The organism is Bacillus sp. FSL K6-1338 (assembly GCF_038006965.1).
Classification (GTDB): Bacteria; Bacillota; Bacilli; order Bacillales; family Bacillaceae_G; genus Bacillus_A; species Bacillus_A thuringiensis_S.
In genome coordinates, this window is record NZ_JBBOWI010000001.1 from 2,221,144 (window position 1) to 2,246,184 (window position 25,041).

Genomic DNA, 25,041 nt, shown 5'->3' on the forward strand with positions numbered 1-25,041 from the left:
GAAAGGAGAAATCGGAATGCCAGGACCTTTACTATTGTCGGTTATTATTTTGTCTTTTTTAATGATAGGAATAACGCAGTATTTTCATCATACAGATACGACAGAAGAAGTGAAGGATAAAGTACGTCTCGTATTTCCGATTTTTATAATATCTATTTCATTCTGTATTTTATTAAATAAAGATGGGTACATTGTCGCAGTGTTCTCATTTTTCGTCGCAATCGTTTTAATTACCGTTTTATATTATGTAATGAAAGACTTTATACAAAAATAAAGATGTCACAATAGACATTTTTATTTTGGGGAAAATATAAAATTTCACATACCGTATTTTATATAAAATACATAAAACATATAACAATAGAAAAGTGTGTACTTTGCTGTGTATGTACTTGTCAATCTTGCATAGCCACTATACTATTAAAATGTAGAGATTATAAAAAGGGGTTGTATCTATCATGAAATTTGAGATGCACACAAAAATTATTTCAAATGAAAAAGAAGTAAGATTACATATTGAAGAAAATATATTTCAATTAATATTGGATGGTTATCACTTATTTACAATTCAAGAAATATTGCCTTTATATAAATCAAATGAAGAAAGAATTGGAAGTGCAACGATATTGAAGCTAGAGTGGGAGAACGGAAAAACTACAATAAACTATCAACTCGTTTCACTAAAATCAGTAAATTAAAAGGAGTAGAAAAATATGAAGTTATTTCATACAGCGGATTGGCATTTAGGTAAGCTTGTTCATGGCGTGTATATGACTGAAGACCAAAAGATTGTATTAGATCAGTTTGTACAGGCGGTTGAAGAAGAAAAACCAGATGCCGTAATTATTGCAGGGGATTTATATGACCGAGCAATTCCACCTACAGAAGCAGTAGACTTATTAAATGATGTGCTGCAAAAAATAGTTATTGAATTACAAACACCAGTTATTGCAGTAGCTGGTAATCATGATAGTCCGGATCGTATCCATTTTGGAAGTGGTTTAATGAAAAAACAGGGATTACATATTGTAGGTCAATTTCAATTTCCGTATGAACCTGTCGTACTAAATGATGAATATGGAGAGGTTCACTTCCATCTAATACCGTATGCAGACCCAAGCATAGTTAGACACGTGTTGAAAAATGAAGACGTACGTTCTCATGATGATGCGATGCGCATTTTTATGAATGAGCTCTCTGAAACGATGGATAAAGAAGCTAGACATGTATTTGTTGGACATGCATTTATAACTTCTTCAGGAGAAGCGGAGGAGAATACAAGTGATGCAGAACGACCACTTTCAATTGGTGGTGCTGAATATGTAAATAGTCATTATTTTGATAAGTTTCATTACACAGCGCTTGGACATTTACATCAAGCGCATTTTGTACGTAATGAGACGATTCGATATTCTGGTTCACCACTTGCCTATTCTATTTCTGAAGAGAAACATAAAAAAGGTTATTACATTGTAGAAATGAATGAAACCGGTGAAGTAGCGATTGAAAAAAGGTTACTTTTACCACGTCGTAAAATGCGAACAGTAGAAGCGAAAATAGATGAATTATTACAGCACCCAGTAAGTGAAGATTACGTATTTGTAAAATTATTAGACGAAAATCCTGTCTTACAGCCAATGGAGAAAATACGATCTGTATATCCAAATGCAATGCACGTTGAAAGAGCGATGCAACGGCGAGAACTCACAGATACAAATGAAGTAACTGTTTCAAGACATAAAACGGATGATTTATCTCTTTTAAAGGCTTTCTATAAAGAAATGAAAGGGTTAGATTTATCAGAAGAGAAAGAACGCCTATTTATAGATGTATTACAAACAGTGCAAGAGCGGGAAGGTGAACGAGGATGAGACCGATTCAGCTTATTATGACAGCATTCGGGCCATATAAACAGAAAGAAGTAATCGATTTTGAAGATCTTGGAGAACATCGTATTTTCGCTATTTCTGGGAATACGGGAGCTGGAAAAACAACGATTTTTGATGCGATTTGTTATGTATTATATGGTGAGGCTAGCGGAGAAGAACGTAGCGATACGAGCATGCTTCGAAGTCAATTTGCTGATGATAATGTTTATACAAGTGTTGAACTAACCTTTCAGTTAAAAGGGAAACGCTATGAAATAAAACGACAACTTGGACATAAAAAACAAGGGAATAAGACTATTACAGGACATGCAGTAGAATTATATGAAGTTATTGATGGAGAAAACGTTCCAGCCGTCGATCGTTTTCATGTAACAGACGTAAACAAAAAAATGGAAGATTTAATTGGGTTAAGTAAACATCAATTTAGCCAAATTGTTATGTTACCCCAAGGGGAATTCCGAAAACTATTAACATCTGAGACGGAAAACAAAGAAGAGATTTTACGTCGTATTTTTAAAACGGATCGTTATAAATTAATGCGTGAGTTACTTGATCAAAAGAGAAAACAATGGAAAGACGTCTTGCAAGAAAAACAAAAAGAGAGAGAGCTCTATTTCCGTAATGTTTTTAAATTACCAATCCGTGATGGAGCATTATTAGAGACATTAGTGGCACAAGAACATGTAAATACGCATCAAGTAGTAGAAGTGTTAGAACAAGAAACAACCGTGTATAAGGCAGAGATTGAGCAATTACAAGTAGAACAAGATGTTCAAACGAAGCAATTAAAGGATGCAGAAACACGTTTTCATGCAGCAAAATCTGTAAATGAGAAATTTATAGATTTACAACAAAAGAATGAGAAATATAACACTTTACAAGAGAACCGTTCAGCAATTGAAGGGAAAGAAAAATCCTTTAAACGTGCGGAACAAGCAAAACGCTTCATACCATTTGAACAATGGTATGAAGAAGCGATGCAAAATGAGCAGAAAGCTGAAAGTTTGTTAAAACAGATAATCGTCAAACAAGAACAGATAATGAATAGTTTTGAGCTTGCTCAGGAGAAGTATGAAGTAGTAAAGAATAAAGAACTTGAACGAGAAGAGGCTAAAAAACTTGTTCAAAGATTAGAAGAGTTACAAGCGATCATTGAATCATTAGCTGAGAGAAAGCTGAATTTACAAAATGCCGAAATTCAAATAGGGAAATTAAAAGAAAGTATGCAAAAGTTGGATCAACAACTAGAAGAGCATACAAGTCAAAAACAGGGAATGTCTGATGAATTGCAGCAATTAGAACAAGCACTTGAGCAATATGTAGCTAAAGTAGAAGAACTAACCAATATGCGAGAAGATGCAAAAGTTTTAAAGCAAGCATATGATGTTTGGCAAGAAAAACAAAAATTTGAGCAAGAAAAAGAAGCGGCAAATAATAAAATGCAAGTGGCAGTTCGTGCGTATGAAAACATGGAGCGCCGCTGGTTAAGTGAACAAGCTGGTATACTAGCTCTTCATTTACATGATGGTGAATCTTGTCCGGTATGTGGTAGTACGAATCATCCACAAAAAGCTACAGAGCAAAGTAATGCGATCGATGAAAAAGAGTTAAACGATTTAAGAGATAAGAAGAACATTGCTGAAAAATTAAATGTGCAAGTAGAGGAGAAATGGAATTTTTATCGACTACAATATGAACAAGTGATAGAAGAAGTTGTGAAGCGCGGCTACAACTCGGAAAAATTAGCTGAAACATATAGTGCACTTGTTCAAAAAGGAAAACAATTAGCAGCAGACGTGAATACGTTAAAAGCAAGTGAAGAAACACGTAAGCAGATTGCTGTGAACATGAAAAGCGTAGAAGAAAAAATAGAAGAACTTCAGAAACAAAAACGGGAAGTAGAAACAATGCAGCACCGTACAGAAATGGAGTGCATGCAACTTCGTACGTCATATGAACATGATAAACGAAATATTCCAGAAAACTTACAAACAGTACAAGCTTGGAAAGCACAGTTGGACCAAGCTATGCAGGAACTTAGGTTAATGGAGGACGAATGGAAGAAAGTGCAGGAAGCGTATCAGCATTGGCAAAATGAAAATATACGTATTCAAGCTGAACAGAAAGGTGCTTCTAATCAATTTGAAAGTGCAAAATTGAAGAAAGAAGAAACTTTCGCACGCTTTATGAAAGAGCTAGAACAAAGCGGGTTTACAGATCAATTCACGTATAAAGAAGCCAAATTAAGCGATGCCCAGATGGAGATGTTACAAAAAGAAATTCAAGGTTATTATTCATCTCTCGAAGTGCTTGCAAAACAAATTGAAGAGTTAAACTCAGAATTAAAAGATAAAGAGTATATGGATATTACATCTTTAGGTGAACACATAAAAGAACTAGAAATTAATCTCGATATAATTAAAGAAAAACGTCAACGTGCGCAAAATGCGGTAACATATATTTCTGATTTACATGAAAACATTAGACGTATTGACGAACAAATTCACGATGAAGAGAAAGCTTTCCAAGAACTTGTTGATCTATATGAAGTAATGAAAGGTGATAACGAAAGTCGTATATCATTTGAACGTTACATCCTAATTGAGTATTTAGAACAAATTGTTCAAATCGCAAACGAACGACTACGTAAATTATCAAATGGACAATTTTATTTAAAACGAAGTGAGCGAGTTGAAAAAAGAAACCGTCAAAGTGGATTAGGATTAGATGTGTACGATGCATACACTGGTCAAACACGTGATGTAAAAACATTATCTGGCGGAGAGAAATTTAACGCATCACTTTGCTTAGCGCTAGGAATGGCAGATGTAATTCAAGCATATGAAGGTGGTATTTCCATCGAAACGATGTTCATCGATGAAGGGTTCGGTTCATTAGATGAAGAATCATTAACGAAAGCAGTAGATGCCTTAATTGACTTACAAAAATCAGGCCGATTTATCGGTGTCATTTCACACGTACAAGAGCTGAAAAACGCAATGCCGGCTGTATTAGAAGTAACGAAGCAGAAGGATGGGTGTAGTCAGACTAGGTTTGTGGTGAAGTAAGCCTAGAAAATGGAGTAGGGAACCTACCGATACTTTTAGTGTCATATGTATGAATAATAAAACGTCGTCTCTTCATTGGAGACGACGTTTTATTTTATAAAATATCTATGAATTATCTGTAGAAGGCGGCGTATTCTCTAAACGATTATAAGTTTTAAAGGCTGAAATTGCCGAGATAACTCCGCCTACTAAAAATAAAGCGGATCCTCCAACTAAGATGATACGACTGACATATGTTTCCCGTGCTTCTTCGACTTCTTCTTGTAACGCTGTAGGCATATGAATTCCCCTTTATAAAAGTTGTTTTATAAATAGTATATACAAACGCCTAAAATGTGTTAAAATAACTGATGATTTTATGCAGTGGGTAATTAGATGAGTAGGATGCGAGTGGCTAAATAAATCTTCATCACAAATTTATGCGAACTTCACATAGAGCACATATTAACATTGTATTATGTATATGTACCAAATAAATAAATAAAGTGAATGTAAGTTCTGTTTTCAAAAATTTAAAATCCTTTTATTTCTATATGAAAGTTTTAATTAAGGGTTTTAAAAAATTTGGAAATAGATCTTATGAATATGGAATTCATATAAAAGGGGAATGTCTTATGACAACATATACGAGTGAAATGAGAAAAACTTTAGTTTCAGAAGAAGATGTAGATATTTTAAAAATTATGGCGCATCCAATCCGCCTGCAAATTGTAAATGAATTAAGTACGAGAAAAACTTGTAATGTAACACAATTAACAGAGTTACTGAATATTCCGCAATCTACTGTTTCACAACATTTATCAAAAATGAAGGGTAAAGTGTTACGAGCAGAGAGAAGAGGTTTAGAAATTTATTATCATATTAACAATTTAAAAGCGAGTAAGATTGTTAATGTTTTAGGGTATATAAACTAGTGAAATATTTTTATATAAAATGGCCCCTGCTGTTGAGCAGGGGCTATTTTGTGTTGTTTTATGTATTTGTATTTAAAACTTTATAGTTTTTATGATTTACAATTGTTCGATCAAATTCAAAAGTACCACCGCTTACATTTGTAATTTCAACTAAGACCGATTCAGTATAAAGTTTTAGTACAGATCCTGTAATCTTTAAATTGTTTCGTTGAAAAAGTATAGTATCCCCTACGTTTGCTTTCATAGTACCTCCTTAAAGACAGAAATATTTTTTATTATATATATTAAACCACGGATAGATATATTAGTGAATATTTAGTTTTATTTATTGGAAAAAAATTTGTGATTTTATAAAAAATAAGGTACATCGAAGTATAAAAATTTTTTCTACTTGTAAAGGGAAATTTTAATTTAGCAATTGTATAACATGAGACATAATTTTTATAAAAGAAGATGATAAAACAGTTGTAAGTTGTATTGAAGCTAAACATTATAAAAGCTACTTATGTATTTAATCAGTAGTTTTTTGTATTTCGTCCTTCGTTTTCTGTAACTGATTCCATGTTTTTGACGCTCTATCTTGTAAGTGCTTACATAGGCGGAAACATCTTATACAATGAAGGTGTTAAATCAAAAGAGGTGACCAAAATGAACATAAAAAAAGTAAATTTAGCGAATAGCATTGAAATAGAAAGAGGAGGCGGAAAGGTATGAAAAAATCAACTGTTAATCCATGGTTTGTTGTTCTTGGCACAGTTATAGTACAGATGGGGCTTGGAACGATATATACATGGAGTTTATTCAATCAGCCTTTAGTTAGTAAATATGGTTGGAGTCTTAACGCTGTTGCGATAACTTTCTCAATTACTAGTCTTTCTTTAGCATTTTCAACTTTATTTGCGAGTAAATTGCAAGAAAAATGGGGACTTCGTAAACTTATTATGATAGCTGGATTAGCATTAGGACTAGGATTAATACTTAGTTCACAAGCGTCCTCATTAATATTGCTTTATGTACTAGCAGGAGTTGTTGTAGGTTATGCAGATGGTACAGCATATATCACTTCACTATCAAATTTAATAAAGTGGTTTCCGGAGCGTAAAGGTTTAATTGCTGGTATTTCTGTCTCTGCATATGGTTCAGGTAGCTTAATTTTTAAATATGTTAATGCACAGTTGATTGAATCAGTTGGTGTATCGCAAGCATTTATATACTGGGGTTTAATTGTTACAGCTATGATTGTAATTGGTGCTTGTTTAATCCATCAAGCCGCAGATCAAGGAGCAGTTCATGAAACAAAAACTAAGGAATACACAACGAAAGAAATGTTAGGCACAAAACAAGTATACTTATTATTTATAATGTTATTTACATCATGTATGAGTGGCTTATACTTAATTGGTATGGTAAAAGACATTGGTGTTCAACTTGTGGGACTTAGCGCAGCAACAGCAGCTAATGCGGTGGCTATGGTTGCAATCTTTAATACATTAGGTCGTATTATTTTAGGACCGTTATCGGATAAAATTGGTCGTTTAAAAATCGTTACTGGTACTTTTGTTGTTATGGCGAGTTCAGTTTTAGTTCTAAGTTTTGTAGATTTAAATTATGGTATTTACTTCGTATGTGTAGCAAGTGTAGCGTTTTGCTTTGGTGGAAATATCACTATTTTCCCAGCTATTGTTGGTGATTTCTTCGGTATGAAAAACCATAGTAAGAACTATGGAATTGTGTATCAAGGATTTGGATTTGGGGCGCTTGCAGGTTCCTTTATCGGTGCACTTCTGGGTGGATTCAAACCAACATTCATGGTGATTGGTGTATTATGTGTCGTGTCATTCATTATCGCAATTTTAATTCAAGCACCTAAACATAAAAAAGAACAAGAAGAAGAGTATCGCAGCGTAGCATAAGTATATAAATCTTCTATAACACTATGATTACGAAAAAGCATCCTATTCTATTAATTAGGATGCTTTTTTTATGAGTTATTTTAACAAGGTTAAATTACTTTTTGGATTTTTATAGATGTAAAAGTGAGTGAAGTACTTATTTGGATTATATTGGAATATAATAAATTAATACATCGCATTCGAAATATATATTAAATCTTAAATAACAAAGAAGACATTCATTAGTATTTGCAAGATTTGTTTTCAGAAAAATATTGAGAAAATATATACTTGAGTTTTTCATAAAGCGTTGTTAATGAACGTAGCTCTAGTTTATCTTCTTCAATTTTAAAAAGAGGAGTTTGAATTTTATTTATAATATAAGTACTTTTAATGCGTTTACATATGATTTTATTAAGAAACATTAAAATACTTTATCTGAAAAATAAAAAAAGATTGACAAGTTTATTGAGAAACATTATCATTTCGGTGTAAGATAGTAAATGAAAAACATTATCAATAAAATAGATTTTAAAGTAATGCGCACTTGACCAATTAGTTTAGTAAGTGTATTATTTTTTACAACGCTGATGATAATGAAAATCAATATCATTATTATTGCTGTTACTTAATGAAATTAATGTTTATGTGAAAGGATAGAGAAAATGAACTTAGGGGAATTTGATGGGAAAACAGTTTTAGTAACAGGTGCAGCACAAGGCATAGGCAGTGTCGTTGCCAAAATGTTTTTAGAAAGAGGAGCCACAGTTATTGCGGTTGATCAAAATGAAGAGGGGTTAAATGTACTCTTAAATCAAAATGAATTAAATAAAACACGTATGAAAACGTTTCGTTTAGATGTGAGTGATAGCACTGCTGTTGAAGACATTGTAAATCATATTGCAAATGAAATAGCGCCAATAGATATTTTAGTAAACGTTGCAGGGGTTTTACGTATGGGAGCAATTCATTCGTTAAGTGATGAAGATTGGAATAAAACATTCTCTGTAAATACTACAGGGGTTTTCAATATGTCCCGAGCGGTAAGTAAAAATATGATGTTAAGAAAATCAGGGGCAATTGTTACAGTCGGTTCAAATGCGGCAAATACGCCGAGAATGGAGATGGCTGCGTATGCTGCGTCAAAGGCTGCAACAACGATGTTTATGAAGTGTTTAGGATTAGAGCTTGCAGCATACAATATACGCTGCAACTTAGTTTCTCCAGGTTCTACTGAAACTGAGATGCAAAGATTACTATGGGCTGATGAGAATGGAGCTAAAAATATAATTGCTGGTTCTCAAAATACATATAGACTCGGAATTCCATTACAAAAAATTGCACAACCTTCAGAAGTTGCTGAAGCAGTGTTATTTTTAGCTTCAGATAGAGCAAGTCATATTACAATGCACAATTTATGTGTCGATGGCGGTGCTACGTTAGGAGTTTAATAAAAAATCAGGAGGTTATTATATTATGAGTGAACATACAGCTGTAAAGGAATTGTCAGAAAAACTTTTAGAAGATTATAAGACTGAATCTTCGTTCTTTTTTGCTTCACCAACTCGAACGATATTAGCAGAAGGAGAGTTTACTACAGTAAAGCATCGTGAAATTGAAAGTTTCCCAGAGCTTGTGCAAGCGACATTAAGTAATGCGAAACAAGCTGGAAATCCAAATCCTATTGTTATGGGTGCTTTGCCATTTGATCGTAGAAAAGAAGTCCAACTTATCGTACCAGAATATAGTAGAATTTCTGAGCGTTTACAATTGGATACAACCAATCAGCTTGAAACAAATGAGAACGTAACATTTGAAATGACGCCAGTACCAGAACCTGAAGTTTATATGAATGGTGTGAAGCAAGGAATTAAAAAAATACAGGACGGTGATTTGAAGAAAATCGTTCTATCTAGATCGTTAGATGTTAAATCTTCCGAAAAGATTGATAAGCAAAAACTTCTGCGAGAATTAGCAGAGCATAATAAGCATGGTTATACATTTGCTGTGAATTTACCGAAAGGTGAAAAAGAGAACAGTAAGACGCTAATTGGAGCAAGCCCTGAATTACTTGTTTCACGTAATGGTATGCAAGTTATTTCTAACCCGTTAGCTGGTTCGAGGCCACGTAGTGAGGACCCAGTAGAAGATGAAAGAAGAGCAGAGGAATTACTTTCTTCTCCAAAAGATTTACATGAACATGCGGTAGTAGTTGAAGCGGTTGCCGCTGCACTTCGTCCGTATTGTCATACATTACATGTTCCAGAAAAGCCATCAGTTATTCATAGTGAAGCGATGTGGCATTTGTCTACAGAAGTGAAAGGTGAACTTAAGGATCCAAATACTTCTTCTTTACAATTAGCAATTGCCCTTCATCCTACGCCAGCAGTTTGCGGAACTCCGATGGAAAAGGCAAGAGAGGCTATACAGTATATTGAGCCATTTGACCGCGAGTTCTTTACAGGAATGCTAGGATGGAGCGATTTAAATGGAGATGGAGAATGGATTGTTACAATTCGTTGTGCTGAAGTACAAGAAAATACACTTCGTTTATATGCAGGAGCTGGAGTTGTTGCTGAGTCAAAACCAGAAGATGAGTTAGCAGAAACATCAGCTAAGTTCCAAACAATGTTAAAAGCTTTAGGGTTAAGAGATAGTTCACTTAATGAAAAATAGGGGGAAGAAAGAATGCTAGTAGGTTATAGGGAATGGCCAAAAGAATTTGCCGATCGTTATCGAGAAGAAGGGTGTTGGCTTGGTGAAACATTTGGAGGAGTGTTAAGAGAGCGAGCTGAGAAATATGGAGATCAAATCGCGGTTGTAAGCGGTAAGACGCATGTAACGTACAGTGAACTTGATAAAAAGGTAGATCGTTTAGCAGCAGGTTTACTGAATTTAGGAATAAAGAAAGAGGACAGAGTTGTAATCCAGTTACCTAACATTATCGAGTTTTTCGAAATATGTTTTGCACTATTTCGAATTGGAGCGCTTCCTGTCTTTGCACTGCCTTCACATCGAAGTAGTGAAATTAGTTATTTTTGTGAGTTTGGTGAGGCGAGCGCTTACGTTATTTCAGATAAGGCCCTCGGTTTTGATTATCGAAAACTAGCAAGAGAAGTGAAAGAGAAAGTGCCAACTTTACAACATGTAATTGTAGTGGGAGAAGAGGAAGAGTTTGTGAACATAAATGATCTGTATATGGATCCTATCTCATTGCCAGAAGTTCAGCCCAGTGATGTTGCATTTCTCCAATTATCAGGAGGGACAACAGGTCTTTCTAAATTAATTCCTAGAACACATGATGACTATATTTATAGTTTACGTGTTAGCGCTGAAATTTGTAATTTGAATGCAGAAAGCGTCTATATGACAGTTCTTCCAGTAGCACACAATTATCCAATGAGTTCTCCAGGAACATTTGGAACTTTCTATGCGGGTGGAAAAGTGGTATTGGCAACTGGTGGTAGCCCAGATGAGGCATTTGCTCTTATCGAAGAAGAAAAAGTTACAATTACAGCGCTCGTTCCGCCATTAGCAATGATTTGGCTTGATGCTGCATCTTCTCGTAATGCCGATTTATCGAGCCTAGAGGTTATTCAAGTAGGTGGTGCTAAGTTTAGTGCTGAGGTTGCAAAACGTATACGCCCTACATTTGGATGTACGTTACAGCAAGTATTCGGTATGGCGGAAGGATTAGTGAACTATACAAGATTAGACGATCCGGAAGAAATTATTATTCATACACAAGGTAGACCAATGTCTGCACACGATGAAGTACGAGTTGTTGATGAAAATGACAACGATGTAAAACCTGGCGAAGTAGGTAGTTTATTAACACGAGGTCCATATACAATTCGTGGTTACTATAAAGCCGAAGAGCATAATGCACGATCATTTACAAAGGATGGATTTTATCGCACAGGAGATCTTGTAAAAGTAAATGAACAAGGATACATCATTGTAGAAGGAAGAGATAAAGATCAAATTAACCGTGGTGGTGAGAAAGTTGCTGCGGAAGAAGTTGAAAATCATCTATTAGCACACGATGCGGTTCATGACGTAGCAATTGTATCTATGCCTGACGATTATTTAGGTGAACGCACCTGTGCTTTTGTTATGGCTCGCGGACAAGTTCCAACTGTAAGTGAATTAAAAATGTTTTTAAGAGAACGTGGTATAGCGGCTTATAAAATTCCAGATCGAATTGAATTTATTGAATCATTCCCGCAAACAGGAGTCGGAAAAGTCAGCAAAAAAGAACTACGTAAAGTCATTGCTGAAAAACTTATTACAGTAAAACAATAATAAAAACCGGAAGGAAGTGATTAGATGGCTATCCCATCTATTTCAGTATATAAAATGCCAATTGAATCAGAACTACCAAAAAATAAAGTAAATTGGACACCAGATCCGAAACGTGCAGTACTTTTAATTCATGACATGCAAGAATATTTTCTTGATGCATATAGCGATAAAGAATCACCAAAAGTAGAACTTATTTCAAATATTAAAATGATAAGAGAAAAATGTAAGGAACTTGGTATACCAGTTGTTTATACAGCACAACCTGGTGGGCAAACGTTAGAACAACGAGGTTTATTACAAGACTTTTGGGGTGACGGTATTCCTGCTGGACCGGATAAAAAGAAAATTGTTGATGAACTTACTCCTGATGAAGATGATATATTCCTAACAAAATGGAGATATAGTGCATTTAAAAAGACAAATCTATTAGAAATTTTAAATGAACAAGGAAGAGATCAACTTATTATTTGCGGTATTTATGCGCATATTGGCTGTCTTTTAACAGCTTGTGAAGCATTTATGGATGGTATAGAGCCCTTCTTTGTAGCAGATGCAGTTGCTGATTTTTCACTAGAGCATCATAAACAAGCATTGGAGTATGCATCTAATAGATGTGCAGTAACGACATCAACAAACCTACTGTTAAACGATTTGCAAAGTGTAAAAGGTGATGAGAGTGAAGGAATCACTATACAGGAAGTGCATGAACTAGTTGCACAACTACTTCGTGAGCCAATAGAAAGTATTGATTTTGATGAGGACTTATTAAATAGAGGACTTGATTCGGTCAGAATTATGAGTTTAGTAGAGAAGTGGCGTCGTGAAGGGAAAGAAATCACTTTTGCAGATTTAGCAGAACATCCAACTGTTGCAGGTTGGTACAGTTTACTATCTTCACAAACAGCACAGGTGCTGTAACAAATAGACTACATAATAAAGGGGTAGTAAAGAATGCCTAACAGTCAAAAGATTCGTCATTCGTTATCATCTGCGCAGTCTGGTATGTGGTTTGCGCAACAATTAGATCCGCTTAACCCAATTTATAATACTGGGGAATATGTAGAAATAAACGGAAATATTCATCAAGAAATTTTCGAATTAGCTGTACGTAAAGTTGTAATAGAAGCAGAAGCACTTCATGTTCGCTTCGAAGAGGATGAAATTGGCCCATGGCAAGTTATTGAAGAATCACAGTTTTATATGCATTTTATTGACGTTCGTAAAGAAGAAAACCCTGAAGAAGCTGCTAAAGTATGGATGAAAAATGATTTATCTATGCCCGTCGATTTGAAAAAAGATATTCTATTTACGGAAGCACTTATTCAAGTTGAAAATAATCGTTTCTTTTGGTATCAGCGCATCCATCACATTGTGATGGATGGCTATGGATTTTCACTTCTTAGTCAAAAGGTAGCGAATGAGTATACATCACTTATAGAAGAAACAAACAAGAATGAAAAGCCATTTGGTTCTCTTACAAAAGTTGTACAAGAAGATATTGAGTATCGTGAGTCTAAACAATTTCAGGAAGATCGTACTTTTTGGTTAGAAAAGTTTGCTGATGAACCAGAAGTTGTAAGCTTGGCAGAACGAGCACCGAGAACATCAAATGGATTTTCACGAGAAACAGCTTATTTATCTAGTTCTAGCACGAAAACTTTACTAGAAGATATCAATATTTCGTTAACAAGTTGGCCGGAATTCATTGTCGCTGTAACAAGTATTTATATGCATAAATTAACAGGTGAAAATGATATTGTTTTAGGTTTACCGATGATGGGGCGTCTAGGTTCTGTATCTATTCATACACCAAGTATGGTAATGAATTTAGTACCACTGCGTCTCACTGTAACTCCAAATATAACTCTTGCGGAATTATTGCAGCAAGTTTCTAAAGAAATCCGAGATGTACGTCGTCATCATAAATACCGTCACGAGGAATTAAGAAGAGACTTAAAGTTACTAGGTGAAAATCAAAGGTTGTTTGGACCGTTAGTGAATGTTATGCCTTTTGATTACGGGCTTAATTTTGCTGGAAATCGTGGTATTACGCATAACTTATCAGCAGGACCTGTAGATGATTTATCGATAAATGTATATAAACGTTTTGATCAAAATGAGCTAATGATTCATTTTGATGCGAATCCCGAAGTATATAATGGCGCGGAGCTAGCATTGCATAAAGAAAGATTTATGAATCTATTTGAATTAGTAATAAAGAATTATGAGAAAAACGAGTCGATTGGAAAAATAAATATTACTCTGCCTGAAGAAAATCATAAGGTTTTATTGGAATGGAATGAAACGAAGGAAGATGATGAGTTAATCAGTCTACCTATATCATTTGAAAAACAAGTGCAAAAAAATCCAAATAAACTAGCGATTACTTGTGACGGTATAAACCTTACGTATAAAGAGCTAAATGAACGAGCGAATGAACTAGCACATTATTTAGTAGAAGAAGGAATACGACCAAATCAGTTTGTAGCTTTAGTATTCCCTAGATCAATAGAAATGGTAGTTAGTATGCTAGCAGTCTTAAAGGCTGGTGCAGCATATTTACCAATAGATCCAGAATACCCAGCAGAAAGAGTTAATTATATAGTAGATGATGCAAAACCAGTTTGTATCATAACACATTCATCTGTTTCATCTAAGTTAGTTATAGAAAATGGTATGAAAAAAATTGTATTAGATGGCGAAGAAACGAAAATAGCGTTACATACATATTCTCGTATGAATATAGCATGTAAGAATGATGTATTACTTTTAAACCCAGCCTATACAATATATACTTCAGGTTCAACAGGAAACCCAAAAGGTGTAATTGTTCCTATGAGAGGTTTAAGTAACTTTTTAATGGCTATGCAACAAAAGTTTTCGTTAAATGAAAATGATCATTTATTAGCAGTTACAACTTTTGCGTTTGATATTTCTGCTCTAGAAATTTATTTACCTCTTATTAGTGGTGCAAGTTTAACAATTGCGCAAAAAGAAGACATACAAGAGCCTTCTGCATTAACGACACTTTTACAAGAAGAAAGAGTGACCGTTATGCAGGCTACACCGACGCTTTGGCAGGCGTTAGTAACTGATTATCCAGAGAAGCTACAAGGGCTAAACATACTTGTTGGTGGTGAAGCTCTTCCAGCGCATTTAGCAAATAAATTAAAAGAATTAGGTTGCTCAATAACTAATTTATATGGACCAACTGAAACGACGATTTGGTCTACTTTCATGAACATTGATGAAAGTGAAAAGGGTATACCTCCTATTGGAAAGCCAATTTCCAATACAGAAGTGTATGTATTGGATGCAGGGTTACAACCAGTTCCACCTGGAGTTATTGGTGAATTATATATTGCAGGGGAAGGACTTGCAAGCGGATATTTAGGAAAACCTGAGTTAACAGCTGAACGGTTTGTTGCAAATCCTTATGGAGAATCAGGGAAGCGCATGTACCGTACAGGAGATCTTGTGAAATGGCGTAGTGATGGTGCGTTAGAGTACATTAGTCGCGCAGATCATCAAATTAAAATTCGTGGATTCCGAATTGAATTAGCTGAAATTGAAACGGTATTACAACGACATGAAAATATTCAACAAGCGGTAGTAATGGTACGAGAAGATCGTCCAAATGATAAACGCATCATTGCATATATCATTGCAGAAGAAAAGGAACCGATTAATCTTTCAGAAATTCGTTCTTATGTTTCAGAAAGTTTAGCGAATTATATGATACCATCGGCATTTGTTGTGCTAGAAGAATTACCATTAACGCCAAATGGTAAGGTTGACAGAAAGAAATTACCTGCGCCTAATTTTAATGGAATGAACAATGAGAGGGTTGCTAGAAATCCGAAAGAAGAAATATTATGTGATTTATTTGCAGAAGTACTTGGTGTTTCTCGAATTAGTATTGATGATAATTTCTTTGAAATGGGTGGACATTCCCTTCTTGCATCTCGTTTAATGGCAAGAATTCGTGAAACGTTAAGTGTGGAATTAGGTATCGGGAAACTATTTGAATCACCAACTGTTGCCGAACTGGCGAAACAATTAAACCATGCAAAAAGTGCAAGACCAGCTATTCAGAAAGCAAGTAGGCCAAATGAAGTTCCACTTTCATTTGCACAGCGCAGGTTATGGTTCTTAAATTGTTTAGAAGGTCCAAGTCCTACTTATAATATTCCGCTAGTCATTCGTATGAATGGAATATTGAATGAGGAAGCATTACAAGGTGCTTTTTATGATGTAGTTGAGAAACATGAAACACTTAGAACAATTTTCCCTAACGTATTAGGTAGTTCCTATCAGAAAATTTTAGATATGGAAAACTTAAATCTAGAAATGATTATAACAAAAACATGTAAAGATGAATTAGAAAGTGTACTTTCAGAGGCGGTAAGATATAGTTTTAACCTCGATATTGAGCCGGCAGTTCGTCTGCAACTTTTTACAGTGAGTGAAAACGAACATGTATTATTAATTTTATTACATCATATTGTAGGTGATGGCTGGTCATTACAGCCGTTAACGAGAGATTTTACAGCGGCGTATAAAGCACGATGTCAAGGTGACAGAGTTCAGCTGGAGACACTTCCAGTTCAATACGCAGATTATGCACTTTGGCAACAACAATTGCTAGGTGATGAAACGACACCAGAGAGTCTTATTTCAACACAATTAGATTTTTGGAAAGAAGAACTTAAAGGTTTACCAGATCAAATGGAGTTACCTACAGATTTCCAGCGTCCAATTGAGACGAGTTACCGCGGGGAAACAATTCATTTTCATATAGATGAAGGTATGCATAGTAGGTTAGTAGAGCTTGCACGTAAAAATGGAGTTAGTTTGTTTATGGTGTTACAAGCAGGGCTTAGTGCACTATTTACAAGATTAGGTGCAGGCACTGATATACCAATTGGAAGTCCCATTGCTGGAAGAAATGATGATGTACTTTCAGATATTGTTGGTTTATTTGTAAATACATTAGTGTTACGTACAAATACTTCAGGAGATCCAAGTTTTAAAGAATTATTAAATAGAGTGAAGCAGGTAAATCTTGCAGCTTATGAAAATCAAGATGTTCCATTTGAAAGGCTTGTTGAAGTGTTAAATCCAGTACGTACTCGAAACAGCCACCCGTTGTTTCAGGTTATGTTAGCTTTTCAAAATACACCAGAAGCAACGTTTCATGTACCAGGTTTAGAAGCGAGCCTTGAAATTCAAAGCGTCGGTTCTGCAAAATTTGATTTAACATTTGAAATTAGTGAGAGTAACGGGGATGATGGTACTCCGAACGGTTTACATGGATTACTAGAGTTTAGTACCGATTTATATAAACGTGAAACGGTTCAAAAACTAATAGAACGATTCATTTTGTTATTAGATGATGCGGCGACAAATCCGGATCAATCCATTGGCAGATTAGAAATATTAACTTTAGCAGAGAAAAATACAGTATTAGAAAAGTGGAATGGTGGTTTTCAAATTGCACCAGAAATGACATTGCCACAATTATTTGAAAAACAGTCTCATATAAATCCAAATTCTATTGCTGTTGTCTTTGAAGATAAGAAATTAACTTATGAAGAGTTAAATAGAAAAGCAAATAAAATAGCTCGATTCCTAATAGCAAAAGGGATTGGTCCTGATCAACTCGTTGCTTTAGCGATGCCAAGATCATTAAACATGGTGGTAAGCTTATTAGCTGTTCTTAAAGCGGGTGCTGGATACCTTCCGTTAGATCCAGATTACCCAGCAGACCGCATTTCATTTATGCTACACGATGCGAAACCATCATGTGTTTTAACGAATTCAGAAGTGGAAATTGAATGTGACGAGGCACTAAAAGTTTTAGTTGATGATGTGAAAGTAATAGCAGAAGTTGAGAAATATAGTGAAGACAATATTGATGAAGTGGAACGAATTAAGCCATTATCTCCATCACATATTGCTTACGTTATTTATACATCAGGCTCAACGGGTAGACCGAAAGGCGTTATGATACCTCATCAAAATGTAGTAAGACTTTTAGGGGCAACTGATCATTGGTTCCAGTTTGACGGAAACGATGTTTGGACGATGTTCCATTCATACGCTTTTGATTTCTCGGTTTGGGAAATTTGGGGACCTTTATTATACGGAGGGCGTTTAGTTGTAGTGCCACATACTGTAAGTCGCTCGCCGAAAGAATTTTTACAGCTTCTTGTTAAAGAAAAGGTTACGGTTTTAAATCAAACTCCATCAGCGTTCTATCAATTGATGCAAGCAGATCGTGAAAATGAAGAGATTGGCCAAAAATTATCTTTACGATATGTTGTTTTTGGAGGAGAAGCACTTGAGCTAAGTCGCTTAGAAGATTGGTATAGTCGACATCCTCATAATGCACCAAAGCTTATTAATATGTACGGTATTACGGAGACGACAGTGCATGTTAGTTATATTGAATTAGATGAAACTATCGTCTCTTTACGAGCAAATAGTTTAATTGGGTGCAGTATACCTGACCTTAAAGTGTATGTGTTAGACAACTATTTACAACCAGTGCCACCTGGAGTAGTTGGAGAAATGTATGTTGCAGGTGCAGGGCTTGCGCGTGGATATTTAGGAAGAGCAGGATTAACGGCTGAACGCTTTATCGCAGATCCATTTGGCAAGCCAGGTACAAGAATGTATCGTACAGGAGACTTAGCTCGCTGGCGTAAAGATGGGACGCTAGATTATATAGGACGTGCAGATCATCAAATAAAAATTCGTGGATTCCGAATTGAATTAGGAGAAATAGAAGCAGTCATAATGAAGCACCCTAAAGTTGAGCAAGTAGCCGTTATTGTACGGGAAGATCAACCAGGGGATAAACGGTTAGTTTCTTATATCGTCGCATCAAATGATGAAGAGATTGATACGAATGAAATGCGTCAGTTTGCTAGTGGTAGTTTACCAGATTATATGGTTCCATACGCTTTTGTAGTAGTAAATGAGTTACCTTTAACTCCAAACGGTAAATTAGATAGAAAGGCATTGCCAGCTCCAGAATTTATCGCATCATCTTCTAGTCGTGGTCCAAGAACACCGCAAGAAGAAATGTTATGTGACTTGTTTACAGAAGTGCTAAGTGTACCTCAAATTGGAATTGATGACGGATTTTTTGATCTTGGTGGGCATTCACTCCTTGCAGTACAGCTTATGAGCCGCATTAAAGAGGCGCTTGGAGTGGAACTAAACATTGGCACTTTATTTGCAGCACCGACTGTTGCAGGGTTAGCTGAAAGACTTGAGATGGGGAATGGTCAAAGTGCACTTGATGTGTTGCTTCCATTACGAGCAAGCGGGGATCAATTACCACTATTTTGTGTACATCCAGCAGGTGGATTAAGTTGGTGCTATGCAGGACTTATGAAATCTTTAGGAACAGATTATCCAATCTATGGTGTACAAGCACGTGGTATTGCTAAAAATGAAGAACTTCCAAAAACTTTAGAGGAGATGGCGGCGGATTACTTGAAACACGTTCGTGAAGTACAGCCTCATGGACCATATCGTTTACTAGGCTGGTCGCTTGGAGGAAATGTTGTGCATGCAATGGCGGCGCAACTACAAAATGGAGGGGAAGAAGTAGAATTACTCGTTATGCTTGATTCTTATCCTGGACACTTCTTACCGAATACGGAAGCGCCTACTGAAGAGGAAGCGTTAATAGCATTACTTGCTTTAGGCGGATATGACCCAGATAACATGGATGGTAAACCACTTACAATGGAAAGTGCAGTTGAAATCCTTCGTAAAGATGGAAGTGCATTAGCAAGTCTTGAAGAAGAGACTATATTGAATTTGAAAGAAACATATGTAAATTCAGTAGGGTTGTTAGGGAAGTATGTACCGAAAGTTTATAACGGAGATATCTTATTCTTTAGATCTACTGTTATACCAGATTGGTTTGATCCTATTTCTCCAAATACGTGGCTAAATTATTTAGACGGGCAAATTGTGCAGCACGATATTGATTGTAGACATAAAGATCTATGTCAGCCAGGTCCACTCACGGAAATTGGACAAGTATTAGCGAAATATTTGCAGAATAAGAAAGGGGTAAGTAGAGTATGACGAATCCATTTGAAAATGATAATTACACATATAAAGTATTAATAAATGAGGAGGGCCAGTATTCTCTCTGGCCTGCTTTTCTCGATGTACCTATTGGCTGGAATGTCGTATATGAAGAAGCTAGTAGGCAGAGCTGCTTGGAATATGTTGAATATAACTGGAAAGATTTGAATCCGAAAAGTAATCAAGTTCGCGAAAAAACATTAGCAGGAAAACGATAATGAAAGCAAAACTAAATCCAAAAGTAGTTGTAAGTATCGTGTATATAACTGCGATGTTTATGGCTGCGATGGACGCAACGATTGTAAATGTAGCACTGCAAACGATAAGTAGAGAACTACAAGTACCTGCATCTGCAATGGGGACGGTTAATGTTGGGTATTTAGTTAGTTTAGCTGTTTTCCTTCCGATTTCTGGTTGGTTAGGAGATCGTTTTGGGACGAAAAGAGTATTTTTAATTGCTCTTTTCGTATTTACAATCGCTTCTGCTTTATGCGGAATGGCTAACGATATTACTTCATTGAATATTTTTCGTATCATTCAAGGTGCTGGTGGAGGGCTTTTAACACCGGTCGGAATGGCGATGTTATTTCGAACATTTTCACCAAAGGAAAGACCGAAGATTTCCCGGTTCATTGTACTTCCAATTGCTGTAGCGCCAGCAGTTGGGCCTATCATCGGTGGTTTCTTTGTAGATCAAATGTCTTGGCGTTGGGCATTTTATATTAATGTACCGTTTGGAATCGTTGCATTGCTATTTGGACTTCTATTTTTAGCAGAGCATGTTGAAAAATCAGCTGGTCGCTTTGATTCTCTTGGCTTTATTTTATCAGCACCAGGATTTGCGATGCTCATATATGCACTCAGCCAGGGACCATCAAAAGGGTGGATTTCTCCAGAAATTATGAGTACCGGGGTAGCTGGGTTTGTATTCATTGCGTTGTTTATAATCGTAGAACTGAAAGTAAAGCAACCGATGTTAGATTTACGCTTATTAAAAGAACCAGTATTTAGAAAGATGAGCATTATATCATTATTTTCATCAGCTGGTTTATTAGGAATGTTATTTGTTTTTCCACTTATGTATCAAAATGTGATAGGAGTTTCCGCGCTAGAATCAGGACTTACGACATTTCCAGAGGCGATTGGATTAATGATTTCTTCACAAATTGTGCCATGGTCATATAAGAAATTAGGAGCTCGAAAGGTAATTTCTATTGGATTAATATGTACGGCGGTTATATTTGTTTTATTGAGTTTTGTAAATCACGATACGAATCCGTGGCAAATCCGGGCATTATTGTTTGGCATTGGTATTTTCTTAGGTCAATCTGTCGGTGCAGTTCAATTTTCTGCCTTTAACAATATCACGCCGCCTTCTATGGGGAGAGCGACTACTATATTCAATGTGCAAAATCGATTAGGTTCAGCAATAGGAGTAGCTGTTTTAGCTAGTATACTAGCTGGTTTTGGAAGTAATAACGTTCAATCCGATTTTTTACCATATCAAGCAGCATTAATTGGATCAGCAATATTTTTGCTTATAGCACTACTATTTTCTTTACGTATTTCCGATAAAGAGGTAATGTCAAAGAAGAAAGAAAAAACATTATCAGTATCAGAAAAAGAGAAAGTACTTGTCAATGAATAACAATATACGTATGCTTTTTTATGAAAATTGATATTCGTTGAATAAAGGAGAGTTTACATGATAGAAAGTAAAGTTGTAGATTCTATTCCAACTTTGAATGAGAATGATTGTCAAATATGGTGGGCAAGAATTTCAGATTTACAATCATGGCATTACAATTTACTAAATAATATAGAGCGAGAGAAAGCAAATTCGTATCATCATTCGGCAGATCGAGCTCGTTTTATAATAGGTTGCGTAATTAGTAGATTAGTTCTCGGCAAGATACTTTCTATGTCACCAGTCCAAGTACCAATTGATCGAATGTGTTCCGTATGTAAATTGCAGCATGGAAGACCACAATTACCAGAAGATATGCCGCAATTATCTGTTTCGCATTCAGGTGAGTGGGTTGTCGTTGCATTTACAAAATCTGCACCTGTTGGCATAGATGTAGAACAAATGAATCCAAATGTAGATGTTATGAAAATGGCAGAAGGTGTATTAACAGAGATTGAAATAGCACAAGTTATGAAACTGCCAAATGAACAGAAAATAGAAGGTTTTTTAACATATTGGACTCGAAAAGAAGCGGTGTTGAAAGCGACAGGTGAAGGACTAATGATTCCACCAGTACATATTACAGTATCAGCTCCAAATAATCCTCCAAGATTGTTGGTTTTTAAGGATAAGCAAGAGTTGGCAAATAATACAATGATGGAAGATGTAAGGCCTAGTTTAGATTATATGGCTTCTGTTGCAATATTCAGTAAGGAAGTGACTGAAATTACGCAATTAGACGCGGTAGCACTTTTAAATCTTAAATAAAAAATTATAGAAGAGGTGTTCCTCATGTTAGTGGCGGAAAATAGAAAGAATGAATTCACTTATAATATACAAGCAATTAAAAATATTTTATTTTCTGGAGATACATCATCCATTCACGCTTTAGAAAAGCTTTTAAATGATACAGTTCAGTTTGATGTTCTTGAACAAGAGGCACTTGGTAGACAGTACATTCCGAAAGAAGCAAAGAATTTCTTTGATAAAGATGGAACATTTCTTTACCGTGTATCTAATGTTAGTTATAAAGGTAAGGTTTTATCTGAAAATCTAATTTTTGCAGACACTTCGTTTTTACCGGACGCAATAAAGAGTGAATTAGAGAGTGGAAATATTCCTGTTGAAAAGCTTATAGAAAAGATGGAAGTAAGAAGAAACGTATTATATGAAGGATATCAGCCATCTGGAAATATTATCGAATTGTTTGATGGATGTTCTGTTACAGCGAATGTGTATCCAACTAGAAAGTATCAAATTGTAAGTAACTGCAAATGTGTATTTTATATTTGTGAAGTGTACCATGCAGAGAATATAAAGCAATTGCTTAAATGAAAACAAGAAACCAGCCTATAAAATGGCTGGTTTCTTGTTTATTTAACAGCTTCTTTTAATTCTTTACCTGCTTTAAATGCAGGAACTTTACCAGCTGCGATTTGAATTTCTTCGCCAGTTTGCGGATTACGTCCTGTACGAGCAGATCTTTCGCGCACTTCAAAAGTTCCAAATCCGATTAATTGAACTTTATCGCCAGATTGTAATGCATTAGCAATTGTGTCAAATACGGATTGTACAGCTGCAGAAGCGTCCTTTTGAGAAATATCAGCTGATTGTGCTACGTTTTTAATTAATTCTGTTTTGTTCATGTTTTCACCTCATAAAAAAATTTTTGGAATGAATGTTTTAGTATAATAGATAGTAAAGATAAAGCTATCACTATGATTAGAAAGAATACTATATAATTATGTTAATTTCGTTGCAAGAGACTGAATCCCTTCTATTATTTAGGGATTAATTAAGAATCGATGCATATAAAAAGCTTAAGTATGAGGATGAGGGGGAGTATAGGAATGATTTTTCGTGAAAAAAATGAGAAGGAAAGTATATTAATTCGTCAACATGATCATGGTTTTTTAGCTGGAGAGATTGCAAAGCATATAAAAGAGGACTTTTTTGAAGGTAAAACATATTTAAAAGAAACAGTTGATGCAATATATGAGCATGACAGAGGATGGATAGAGCTTGATAAAGTACCAATTTTGAATGATGCTAAAAATATTCCATATACATTTATGGATTGTCCAAGCCCATTACGTTTTGTTTTTTATACGATTGGTTTGAATGAAATTGAAAATTCTAATCCATACGGGGCATTGCTTTGCAGTAAACATTTTTTATCATTTCCACTAAACGAGGAAGATGAAGAGATGATGTCATTTTATAAACATGAATTAGAACGACAAAAAAGAATTTTGAAAACGTTAACAAAGGAACAGTTTGCGATGTTTGATAAATATTATAGATTATTAAAGTTTTGTGATGAACTTTCTTTATACGTATGTATGAATAAGCCTGGTGTAAAAAAGAAAGATGAAATTGATTTATTTAAAGATGGTTTTGAAGGAACAGAAATGTTTAATAGTAAGGAGGAGAAACTTATTCAAGCTGAATGGGTGGACGAGGAAACAATTCGGATTACACCATTTCCATTTCAAACGGAATTTCATACGTATGTAAAATATAAAACGATAAATAAACATGAAATGAAAGGAAAAGGGATTGCAAAGGCTGATAGAGAATCGGAAATGAAGAAACAAACCATTCGTTTCATACAATAAGGAGGTAATATAAATTGAAAGATTATATATTAAAACAGTGTGATTACCATGCTTGGGCTAATACTAGATTATTCAATCGATTAAAAGAGTTACCAAACTATGAGACAATTTTTAATGAGCAGATACAGAGTGTATTCCCATCCATTAAGGATACTTTTGTGCATATTTATATTACAGATCAAGTGTGGTTACACATATTGCATGGTAAAAGTATGAATGAAGCAATACAAGACCGAGAAGATTTACGAAAACAAATTGAAACTAAATCGTTACATGAATTAGAAAAAATGTTTGAAAACATGGCAAATCAATATAAAGACTTTTTAATTACAATACAAGACGTGAATGCTGTATTTGTTATTGAGAACCCATATGCAGGGGCATTAGAAACTTCAATTTTAGAGTTAGTACAACATGTCGTAAATCATGGTACATATCATAGAGGAAATATAACAGCGATGATTCGTCAACTTGGTCATTCGTCGACAATGATGGATTTTGTACTGTATTTACATATGGTTAAAAAGCAGGGAGAGTAATATAGTTTGTAAGAAGG

At 35.2% G+C, this 25,041-nt stretch carries 20 protein-coding genes; 17 read left to right on the forward strand and 3 right to left on the reverse strand.

The window, feature by feature from the left end:
* The first annotated feature begins 16 nt into the window (after positions 1-16).
* From NZ044_RS11570 to NZ044_RS11585, 4 genes are all read left to right on the forward strand, one after another.
* Complete coding sequence (locus NZ044_RS11570) at positions 17-274, forward strand: hypothetical protein (RefSeq protein ID WP_001119404.1); 258 nt, start codon at positions 17-19, stop codon at positions 272-274.
* Between the two features lie 184 nt (positions 275-458).
* Entirely contained in the window at positions 459-698 is a 240-nt protein-coding gene (locus NZ044_RS11575) for a DUF2584 family protein (RefSeq protein ID WP_000667344.1), read from the forward strand.
* Between the two features lie 15 nt (positions 699-713).
* Entirely contained in the window at positions 714-1,871 is a 1,158-nt protein-coding gene (locus NZ044_RS11580) for an exonuclease SbcCD subunit D (protein WP_017763122.1), read from the forward strand.
* A complete protein-coding gene (locus NZ044_RS11585) occupies positions 1,868-4,957 on the forward strand; it encodes an AAA family ATPase (RefSeq protein WP_098505517.1) in 3,090 nt (1,029 codons plus the stop codon). Before NZ044_RS11580 ends, NZ044_RS11585 begins: the two co-directional genes overlap by 4 nt.
* 105 nt (positions 4,958-5,062) lie before the next feature.
* On the opposite strand, the gene NZ044_RS11590 is transcribed toward NZ044_RS11585, so the two are convergent.
* The gene (locus tag NZ044_RS11590) at positions 5,063-5,236 is read right to left on the reverse strand and encodes a hypothetical protein (RefSeq protein WP_001141667.1); all 174 of its coding nucleotides are present in this window, start codon (positions 5,234-5,236) and stop codon (positions 5,063-5,065) included.
* A gap of 335 nt (positions 5,237-5,571) precedes the next feature.
* Here NZ044_RS11590 and NZ044_RS11595 point away from each other — a divergent pair, with 335 nt between their 5' ends.
* On the forward strand, positions 5,572-5,871 hold the full coding sequence (locus NZ044_RS11595) for an ArsR/SmtB family transcription factor (RefSeq protein WP_000214801.1): 300 nt from the start codon (positions 5,572-5,574) through the stop codon (positions 5,869-5,871).
* Between the two features lie 58 nt (positions 5,872-5,929).
* Here NZ044_RS11595 and NZ044_RS11600 read toward each other — a convergent pair whose 3' ends face one another.
* Positions 5,930-6,115 (reverse strand): YkvS family protein, encoded by a 186-nt coding sequence (locus tag NZ044_RS11600; protein WP_000646793.1) that lies wholly within the window; start codon positions 6,113-6,115, stop codon positions 5,930-5,932.
* Positions 6,116-6,581: 466 nt separating this feature from the next.
* On the opposite strand from NZ044_RS11600, the gene NZ044_RS11605 reads away from it, so the two are divergent.
* The 10 genes from NZ044_RS11605 to NZ044_RS11650 all read left to right on the forward strand — a co-directional run bounded on the left by NZ044_RS11605 (position 6,582) and on the right by NZ044_RS11650 (position 23,202).
* Positions 6,582-7,784 carry an L-lactate MFS transporter gene (locus NZ044_RS11605; RefSeq protein WP_000750108.1) on the forward strand — a complete coding sequence of 401 codons (1,203 nt, stop codon included), beginning with the start codon at positions 6,582-6,584 and terminating at the stop codon, positions 7,782-7,784.
* 644 nt (positions 7,785-8,428) lie between these two features.
* Positions 8,429-9,214, forward strand: a complete 786-nt coding sequence (gene dhbA / locus NZ044_RS11610) for a 2,3-dihydro-2,3-dihydroxybenzoate dehydrogenase (RefSeq protein ID WP_001048427.1) — start codon at positions 8,429-8,431, stop codon at positions 9,212-9,214.
* A gap of 25 nt (positions 9,215-9,239) precedes the next feature.
* Positions 9,240-10,439: an isochorismate synthase DhbC gene (gene dhbC, locus NZ044_RS11615; protein WP_001289295.1), complete on the forward strand. Its 1,200-nt coding sequence runs from the start codon at positions 9,240-9,242 to the stop codon at positions 10,437-10,439.
* A 12-nt stretch (positions 10,440-10,451) separates the two neighbouring features.
* Complete coding sequence (locus tag NZ044_RS11620; RefSeq protein ID WP_118961907.1) at positions 10,452-12,068, forward strand: (2,3-dihydroxybenzoyl)adenylate synthase; 1,617 nt, start codon at positions 10,452-10,454, stop codon at positions 12,066-12,068.
* A 24-nt stretch (positions 12,069-12,092) separates the two neighbouring features.
* The gene (locus NZ044_RS11625) at positions 12,093-12,986 is read left to right on the forward strand and encodes an isochorismatase family protein (RefSeq protein WP_001007261.1); all 894 of its coding nucleotides are present in this window, start codon (positions 12,093-12,095) and stop codon (positions 12,984-12,986) included.
* 33 nt (positions 12,987-13,019) lie between these two features.
* Positions 13,020-20,177, forward strand: a complete 7,158-nt coding sequence (locus tag NZ044_RS11630; protein WP_001133916.1) for an amino acid adenylation domain-containing protein — start codon at positions 13,020-13,022, stop codon at positions 20,175-20,177.
* On the forward strand, positions 20,174-20,398 hold the full coding sequence (locus NZ044_RS11635; RefSeq protein ID WP_000184057.1) for an MbtH family protein: 225 nt from the start codon (positions 20,174-20,176) through the stop codon (positions 20,396-20,398). Before NZ044_RS11630 ends, NZ044_RS11635 begins: the two co-directional genes overlap by 4 nt.
* The gene (locus NZ044_RS11640; protein ID WP_000644937.1) at positions 20,398-21,828 is read left to right on the forward strand and encodes an MDR family MFS transporter; all 1,431 of its coding nucleotides are present in this window, start codon (positions 20,398-20,400) and stop codon (positions 21,826-21,828) included. Before NZ044_RS11635 ends, NZ044_RS11640 begins: the two co-directional genes overlap by 1 nt.
* A gap of 57 nt (positions 21,829-21,885) precedes the next feature.
* A complete protein-coding gene (sfp, locus tag NZ044_RS11645) occupies positions 21,886-22,635 on the forward strand; it encodes a 4'-phosphopantetheinyl transferase Sfp (protein WP_000573012.1) in 750 nt (249 codons plus the stop codon).
* Positions 22,636-22,659: 24 nt separating this feature from the next.
* Positions 22,660-23,202, forward strand: coding sequence for a hypothetical protein (locus tag NZ044_RS11650; RefSeq protein ID WP_000959120.1), 543 nt, complete (start codon positions 22,660-22,662; stop codon positions 23,200-23,202).
* A 38-nt stretch (positions 23,203-23,240) separates the two neighbouring features.
* Here NZ044_RS11650 and NZ044_RS11655 read toward each other — a convergent pair whose 3' ends face one another.
* Complete coding sequence (locus tag NZ044_RS11655; protein ID WP_001043905.1) at positions 23,241-23,513, reverse strand: HU family DNA-binding protein; 273 nt, start codon at positions 23,511-23,513, stop codon at positions 23,241-23,243.
* A gap of 204 nt (positions 23,514-23,717) precedes the next feature.
* On the opposite strand from NZ044_RS11655, the gene NZ044_RS11660 reads away from it, so the two are divergent.
* The gene (locus NZ044_RS11660) at positions 23,718-24,485 is read left to right on the forward strand and encodes a DUF3891 family protein (protein ID WP_000577287.1); all 768 of its coding nucleotides are present in this window, start codon (positions 23,718-23,720) and stop codon (positions 24,483-24,485) included.
* A gap of 14 nt (positions 24,486-24,499) precedes the next feature.
* Positions 24,500-25,024 (forward strand): DinB family protein, encoded by a 525-nt coding sequence (locus NZ044_RS11665; RefSeq protein WP_000656265.1) that lies wholly within the window; start codon positions 24,500-24,502, stop codon positions 25,022-25,024.
* The last annotated feature ends 17 nt before the right edge of the window (positions 25,025-25,041 follow it).